The following is a 6,855-nucleotide window of genomic DNA, read 5'->3' on the forward strand; positions in this document are numbered from 1 at the left end:
TTGTCGATCGGGGACGGGAACGATTCGCAGCGGGCTCAGGCACCGCGGGCGGCTGCCATCTGCGCGGCGACCTCGTCGGCGAAATTCTCCGACTTTTTCTCGATGCCCTCGCCGACCACGTACAGCGTGAAGCCCAGCACCTGGGTCTTCGCCGCCGCCAGCATCTGCTCGACGGTCTGCTTGTCGTTCTTCACGAAGGCCTGGTTGAACAGCGAGACCTCCTTCAGGTACTTCTGCACCGAACCCTCGACGCGCTTGGCGACGATCTCGGGCGATTGCACCGGACGGCCCTCGGCGCGCGCCTTCTCGGCGTCCTCGGCGGCCTTCTGCGTGGCGATGGAGCGCTCGGTCTCGATCAGCGCGGCCGGCACCTCGGCGGCCGACAGCGCCACCGGCTTCATCGCGGCCACGTGCATGGCGACGTCCTTCGCCGCGACCTCGTCGCCGTCGAATTCCACCACCACGCCGATGCGCGTGCCGTGCAGGTAGCTGGCCAGCTTCGAGCCGCCGGCGAAACGCTTGAAGCGGCGGATGCTCATGTTCTCGCCGATCTTGCCGATCAGCGTGGTGCGCTGCGCCTCGACGGTCACGCCGTCGACTTCCAGCGCCGACAGCGCGGCCACGTCGGCCGGGTTGCGCTCGGCGACCAGGCGCGCGAGCTGCTTGCCGAAGGCCAGGAAGTCGTCGTTCTTGGCCACGAAGTCGGTCTCGCAGTTGATCTCGACGATGGCGCCCTGCGCTCCGTCGATGTGCACCGCGACGATGCCCTCGGCGGTGACCCGTGCGGCCGCCTTGCTCGCCTTGCTGCCCAGCTTCACGCGCAGCAGTTCCTCGGCACGGCCCATGTCGCCTTCGGCCTCGGTCAGTGCCTTCTTGCACTCCATCATGGGAGCGTCGGTCTTGCCACGAAGTTCAGCCACCATGGATGCGGTGATTGCCGCCATATTGCACTCCTGATTGAATCCTGGATTGAACAAGGGGGCTGCGAACAGCCCCCCGTAACCAAAGCTTCGCGGCGCCCTGCGCCGCGTGCGAACCGCCGGGTCCGCCGGGCTCAGTTCGCCGGCGTCTCGTCGGCCACCTCGACGAACTCGGCGCTTTCCTCGCCGCCCGTCTGCACCACTTCGCTCAGCGCGTCGTTGCGGCCCTCGAGGATCGCGTCGGCGATGCCGCGGCAGTACAGCGCCACCGCCTTGCCCGAATCGTCGTTGCCGGGGATGACGTGGTCGATGCCCAGCGGCGAGTGGTTGGTATCCACCACGCCGACAATGGGAATACCCAGCATATGGGCCTCTTCCACGGCGATCTTGTGGTAACCCACGTCGATCACGAACATCGCGTCCGGCAGCGCGTTCATGTCCTGGATGCCGCCGATGGACTTCTCGAGCTTGGCCAGCTCACGCTGGAACATCAGCTGTTCCTTCTTGGTCATGTGCTCCAGCGCGCCTTCGGCGATCTGGGCCTGCATGTCCTTGAGCTTCTTGATCGAACCCTTGACCGTCTTGAAGTTGGTCAGCATGCCGCCGAGCCAGCGGGCGTTCACGTAGGGCATGCCGCAGCGCTGGGCCTCGGCCTGCACCAGTTCGCCGGCCTGGCGCTTGGTGCCCACGAACAGGATGGTGCCGCGGCGCGCGGCCATCTGGCGCGCGTACTTGCAGGCGTCCTGGAACATCGGCAACGTCTTTTCGAGGTTGACGATGTGGATCTTGTTGCGATGGCCGAAGATGTAGGGAGCCATCTTCGGGTTCCAGAAACGAGTCTGGTGCCCGAAGTGCACACCGGCCTCGAGCATTTCACGCATGGAAACGGACATCATGAGTTCCTAGGTTGGGTCTCGAATCCGGTCCTCAACCCGCGCGGGCCGGGTCTGCTTCGCAAATCTGCTGCGCAAGCCCGCCCGCGGCAGGCACCTGGAAGGACCGGTCCGCGGATTTCGCCGCCCTGCCGCATCGCCCGCGGCCCTTCGGCCCCCGGCGATCCGCGCACAAGCAGCGGTCGGTCGAAAGGCGCGGCACGTCACCTACGCCACCCGACAAAACCTTCGCATTATAGACTGAAATCGATACTGCACCGCAGCATCCGGGCGCAACGAATCCCGGGGGCCACCGTGCCCCGGCGCATCAGGGCGGCGCCAGGCGCTGGCGCACCGCCTCGAACAGGCACACCCCGGCCGCCACCGACACGTTCAGGCTGTCCACGCTGCCGAGCATGGGAATGTGCACCAGCTGGTCGCAGCCCTCGCGCACCAGGCGCCGCAGGCCGCTGCCCTCGGCGCCCAGCACCAGCGCGCTGGGCCCGCGCAGGTCCGCCGCGTAGACGCTGTCGCCGGCCTCGCCGGCGGTGCCCACCACGCGCACCCCGCGTTCGCGCAGGCCCGCCAGCGCGCGCGCCATGTTGGTCACCATCAGGTAGGGCACGGTGTCGGCCGCGCCGCTGGCCACCTTGGCCACCGTGGGAGTCAGCCCGACCGCGCGGTCCTTGGGGGCGAACACCGCGTGCACCCCGGCGGCGTCGGCGCTGCGCAGCATCGCGCCGAGGTTGTGGGGGTCGGTCACGCCGTCCAGGCCGAGCAGCAGCGGCTGCTCGCCGGCGGCGTCCAGCACCGCGTCCAGGGTGGTGGGCTGGGCCAGCGCTTCCACCCGGGCGACCACGCCCTGGTGGCGCCGGTCGGCGACCAGCGCATCCAGGCGGGCGGCATCCACCGGCTGCACTTGCACGCCGGCCTCTTGCGCGCGCTGGGTCAGTTGACGCATGCGTGCGTCGTGCCGTGCCGAATCCACCAGCAATTCGCGCACGCTTTGCGGGGCCACGCGCAAGCGCGCACCCACCGCATGAAAACCGTAGAGAAGTCTGAGGCTCATGAAAGGGTCGATTCGGTAGGTTCAGCCGGCTGCGCCGCGGCCGCGCTGGCGCCGCCGCGGTGCAGCACGCGCCCGGCCTGCAGTTCCAGCACCGCGTCGCAGCGCGCCGCCAGCTGGGCGTCATGGGTCACCAGCACCAGGGTGCTGCCCTGCTGGCGCTGCAGTTCGAACAGCAACTCGATGACGCGCGCTCCGGTGGCGGCGTCGAGATTGCCGGTGGGCTCGTCGGCCAGCAGCAGCCCCGGGCGGGTGACGAAGGCGCGCGCCAGCGCCACGCGCTGCTGCTCGCCGCCGGACAGCACGCCCGGCTTGCGGTGCTCGCGCCCGCCCAGGCCCACGCGCGCCAGCATCTCGCGCGCCTCGCGCAGCGGCGAGCCGGGGCCGCCGGCGATGTCCAGCGCCAGGGACACGTTGTGCAGCGCGTCCAGGTGCGCGATCAGCTGGAAGTTCTGGAACACGAAGCCCAGGCGCGTGGCGCGCAGGCGTGCCCGCGCGTCCTCGTCCAGCGCGAACAGGTCGGTGCCGTCGATCAGCACCCTGCCCGAACTCGGCAGGTCCAGCCCGGCCAGCAGCCCGAGCAAGGTGGACTTGCCCGAGCCCGAGGGCCCGACGATGGCCAGGCTGCCGCCGCGCGGCACCCGCAGGCTGACGTCGTCGAGCACGGCCAGGCGCGCGCCGGCGTCGCCCACCGTCTTGCACAGATGCTCGGCGACAATGGCGTTTTGATCGGAATTCGAGGACATGAGATGCGAGGCAAGTGGACCCTCATTCTAGGAACTGTGCTGCTCGCGCTGGCGGCGTGCTCCCGGGCCTTCGCCGCGGACGCTCCCGCGGCGCGCCCGGTGCTGCTGGTCATCGGCGACAGCCTGTCGGCCGGCTACGGGCTGGAGACGGGCACCGGCTGGGTCGCGCTGCTGCAAAAGCGCCTGCAGGAGCGCCACGCACCGTGGCGCGTGGTCAACGCCAGTATCAGCGGCGAGACCAGCGCCGGCGGCATGAGCAGCCTGCCGGCGCTGCTGCAGCGCGACCAGCCCAAGCTGGTGCTCATCGAACTCGGCGGCAACGACGCGCTGCGCGGGCTGTCGCTGGCGGCCACCGAGTCCAACCTGCGCTCCATGGCCAGCGCCTGCCAGATGTTCGGCGCCAGGGTGCTGCTCATCGGCATGCGCATTCCGCCGAACTACGGGGCGGCCTACACGCGGGGCTTCGAAGCCATCTTCCCGCGCGTGGCGCAGCTGCAGCACACCGCGCTGGTGCCCTTCCTGCTGGCCGGGGTGGTGGATCACCCCGACTGGTTCCAGGCCGACAACATCCACCCCACCGCGGCCGCGCAGCCAACCATGCTGGACACCGTGTGGCCGGTGCTCGAGCCGCTGCTGCAATCGCAAGCGCGCAAGCCGGGAGCGCGCAAGCCGTGAACCCGCAGCCCATCGAGGCCGACCAGGCCCTGCGGGAGCTGCGCGGATTCGACGCCGTGCTGGACGTGCGCAGCCCCGGCGAGTTCGCGCTGGATCACCTGCCGGGCGCCGCCAACTGGTGGGTGCTGGACGACGCCGAACGCGCCCGCGTGGGCACGCTGTACAAACAGCAGGGCTCCTTCGAGGCCAAGCGCGTGGGCGCGGCGCTGGTGGCGCGCAACATCGCGCTGCACATCGAGAACGCTGCCGGCGGCTGGCCGCGGCGCCACCGCGTGCTGGCCTACTGCTGGCGCGGCGGCAACCGCTCCGGCGCGATGGCCCACGTGCTGGCGCAGATCGGCTTTCCGGTGGCCCTGGTGCGCGGCGGCTACAAGGCCCTGCGCTCGGCGCTGGTGGAGCAGCTGGACGCCTTCGCCCGCGCGCAGCGCCTGATCGTGCTGTGCGGACCCACGGGGTGCGGCAAGAGCCGGCTGCTACAGGCCCTGCACGCGCGCGGCGCGCAGGTGCTGGACCTGGAGCGCCTGGCGGCGCACCGCGGCTCGGTGCTGGGCGGCATGGCGGCCGAGCCCCAGCCCACCCAGAAGGCCTTCGAGACCCGCATCTGGGAGACGCTGCGCGCATTCGACCCCGCCCGCCCCACCTTCGTGGAGAGCGAGAGCCGCAAGATCGGACGCCTGCAGGTGCCACCGGCGCTGATCGAGCACATGCGCGCGGCCGAATGCCTGCGCCTGCAAGCCGAGCTGGAGGTGCGCGTGCAGGTGCTGCTGGGCGACTATGCCGACATGATCTCCGACCCCGCCGAACTGCAACGCCGCCTGCAGGCGCTGCGCGAACTGCGCGGCGCGCAGGCCGTGCAGCGCTGGCAGCGCATGAGCGCCGAGGGCGAGTTCGCCGCACTGACCCGCGAGTTGCTGGAGCAGCACTACGACCCCAGCTACGAGGCCTCGATGCGCCGCAACTACCAGGGCTTCGCCGAGGGCCAGGCCTGGGAGGTCGAGTCGGCCGGGGCCTTCGACGCGATGGCCGCGCGCCTGCGCGCGGTCCACGATCCCGCCTGAGCACAAGGCCCCGCGCTCAGGCCGCGAGCCGGGCCTGCGAGGCGATGTGGAACAACTCGCCGGCGGGCAGGCGGCGGTGCCGCGGCTCGCTCATCGCCTGGCGCCACATGCGCGCGCCAGGCTCGCCCTTCCACAGGCCCAGCATGTGCCGCACCACCGCGAAGGGCGCGACGCCCTGCGCGGCCATGCGGTCGCAGTAGGCGCGCATCCGCGATTCCACCTGCGCCGGAGTCGTCCCGGGCGCATCGGCACCGAAGCCCAGGTGCTCGCGGTCCCAGCTGGCCAGCCACCAGGGGCGCTGGTAGGCCTCGCGGCCGACCATCACGCCATCCAGCTGCGCCAGGTGTTCGCGCACGGCGGCGTCGTCCCGCACGCCACCGTTGAGGACGATGCCCAGGCGGGGAAACTCGCGCTTGAGGCGGTAGACGAGTTCGTAGCGCAGCGGCGGCACCTCGCGGTTGTCCTTCGGACTCAGTCCGTCCAGCCAGGCGTTGCGGGCGTGCACGATGAACAGCCGGCAACCGCCCTCGGCCACGGTGCCGACGAAGTCGCGCATGAAGCCGTAGTCCTCGATGCGGTCGATGCCGATGCGATGCTTCACGGTCACCGGCAGCGCGTCGCCCACCGCGTCGCGCATGGCGGCCACGCAGTCACGCACCAGCGCGGGCTCGCCCATCAGGCAGGCGCCGAAGGCACCGCGTTGCACGCGGGGGCTGGGACAGCCGCAATTGAGGTTCACCTCCGCGTAGCCCCAGGCCTGCGCCAGACGCGCGCAGGCGGCCAGATCCGCCGGCTCGCTGCCGCCGAGCTGCAGAGCCAGCGGCTGCTCGGCCGGGTCGAAATCCAGGTGCCGCGCCTGGTCGCCGAACAGCAGCGCGCCGGTGGTGACCATCTCGGTGTACAGGCGCGCGCCCCGGCTCAGCTGCCGGTGGAAATAGCGGCAGTGCCGGTCGGTCCAGTCGAGCATCGGCGCCACGCACAGGCGCCAGTCGCTGCCCGGGAATTCGGATACGGGGGCGGAGTCCACGGGGAGATTGTAGAAGCCGCCGCGGCGGCTCGGAAATAACAAAAGCCCGGTTACTTGCGTAACCGGGCTTGAATTTCCCCGAGGGGAAAAAGGGGAGCCTGACGATGTCCTACTTTCACACGCGAATGCGCACTATCATCGGCGCTGAGGCGTTTCACGGTCCTGTTCGGGATGGGAAGGAGTGGTTCCACCTCGCTATGGTCATCAGGCGTAACTGGTGGGTTGCAGGGTTCGTGGTCTGTGCCACGTGGGGATCCCTACAACCGGGATTCGGGAGCTGACGCTGTGTTGCGATTGTATCGAGCCAGATCAAGGTTATAGGATCAAGCCGCACGGGCAATTAGTACTGGTTAGCTCAACGCATTACTGCGCTTCCACACCCAGCCTATCAACGTTGTAGTCTTCAACGACCCTTCAGGGGGATCGAGTCCCCAGGGAGGCCTTATCTTGAGGCGAGTTTCCCGCTTAGATGCTTTCAGCGGTTATCTCTT

General features: G+C 69.7%; 7 protein-coding genes and 2 rRNA genes. 2 read left to right on the forward strand and 7 right to left on the reverse strand.

The genetic code is table 11. The features are described from left to right. Positions 1-35 precede the first annotated feature (35 nt). The 4 genes from tsf to D466_RS0117400 form a co-directional block, all read right to left on the reverse strand. On the reverse strand, positions 36-944 hold the full coding sequence (tsf, locus tag D466_RS0117385; RefSeq protein ID WP_018914979.1) for a translation elongation factor Ts: 909 nt from the start codon (positions 942-944) through the stop codon (positions 36-38). Positions 945-1,054: 110 nt separating this feature from the next. Continuing rightward, positions 1,055-1,813: a 30S ribosomal protein S2 gene (gene rpsB, locus D466_RS0117390; RefSeq protein WP_018914980.1), complete on the reverse strand. Its 759-nt coding sequence runs from the start codon at positions 1,811-1,813 to the stop codon at positions 1,055-1,057. A 307-nt stretch (positions 1,814-2,120) separates the two neighbouring features. Beyond that, a complete protein-coding gene (rlmB, locus tag D466_RS0117395; RefSeq protein ID WP_018914981.1) occupies positions 2,121-2,861 on the reverse strand; it encodes a 23S rRNA (guanosine(2251)-2'-O)-methyltransferase RlmB in 741 nt (246 codons plus the stop codon). Continuing rightward, on the reverse strand, positions 2,858-3,604 hold the full coding sequence (locus D466_RS0117400) for an ABC transporter ATP-binding protein (protein WP_018914982.1): 747 nt from the start codon (positions 3,602-3,604) through the stop codon (positions 2,858-2,860). The genes rlmB and D466_RS0117400 overlap by 4 nt, the downstream gene beginning before the upstream one ends. Before the next feature lie 3 nt (positions 3,605-3,607). On the opposite strand from D466_RS0117400, the gene D466_RS0117405 reads away from it, so the two are divergent. Together D466_RS0117405 and mnmH are read left to right on the forward strand one after the other, a co-directional pair. Further along, positions 3,608-4,279, forward strand: a complete 672-nt coding sequence (locus D466_RS0117405) for an arylesterase (RefSeq protein ID WP_081630017.1) — start codon at positions 3,608-3,610, stop codon at positions 4,277-4,279. Next, positions 4,276-5,337 carry a tRNA 2-selenouridine(34) synthase MnmH gene (gene mnmH, locus D466_RS0117410; protein ID WP_018914984.1) on the forward strand — a complete coding sequence of 354 codons (1,062 nt, stop codon included), beginning with the start codon at positions 4,276-4,278 and terminating at the stop codon, positions 5,335-5,337. Before D466_RS0117405 ends, mnmH begins: the two co-directional genes overlap by 4 nt. Before the next feature lie 16 nt (positions 5,338-5,353). On the opposite strand, the gene dusA is transcribed toward mnmH, so the two are convergent. The 3 genes from dusA to D466_RS0117425 form a co-directional block, all read right to left on the reverse strand. Continuing rightward, positions 5,354-6,364 (reverse strand): tRNA dihydrouridine(20/20a) synthase DusA, encoded by a 1,011-nt coding sequence (dusA, locus tag D466_RS0117415; protein ID WP_018914985.1) that lies wholly within the window; start codon positions 6,362-6,364, stop codon positions 5,354-5,356. Positions 6,365-6,460: 96 nt separating this feature from the next. Continuing rightward, positions 6,461-6,573, reverse strand: a 5S ribosomal RNA gene (gene rrf, locus D466_RS0117420). Between the two features lie 110 nt (positions 6,574-6,683). Beyond that, positions 6,684-6,855 (reverse strand): 23S ribosomal RNA (locus tag D466_RS0117425); the annotation flags it as partial.

Origin of the sequence: Thiomonas sp. FB-6 (assembly GCF_000377645.1) — a bacterium.
Taxonomy (GTDB): domain Bacteria; phylum Pseudomonadota; class Gammaproteobacteria; order Burkholderiales; family Burkholderiaceae_C; genus Thiomonas_A.

What these genes read in the sequence shown, in the direction of transcription:
- rpsB (WP_018914980.1), bottom strand. Translation starts at nt 1,813, where the DNA reads ATGTCCGTTTCCATGCGTGAAATGCTCGAGGCCGGTGTGCACTTCGGG.
- tsf (WP_018914979.1), bottom strand. Translation starts at nt 944, where the DNA reads ATGGCGGCAATCACCGCATCCATGGTGGCTGAACTTCGTGGCAAGACC.
- D466_RS0117400 (WP_018914982.1), bottom strand. Translation starts at nt 3,604, where the DNA reads ATGTCCTCGAATTCCGATCAAAACGCCATTGTCGCCGAGCATCTGTGC.
- D466_RS0117405 (WP_081630017.1), top strand. Translation starts at nt 3,608, where the DNA reads ATGCGAGGCAAGTGGACCCTCATTCTAGGAACTGTGCTGCTCGCGCTG.
- rlmB (WP_018914981.1), bottom strand. Translation starts at nt 2,861, where the DNA reads ATGAGCCTCAGACTTCTCTACGGTTTTCATGCGGTGGGTGCGCGCTTG.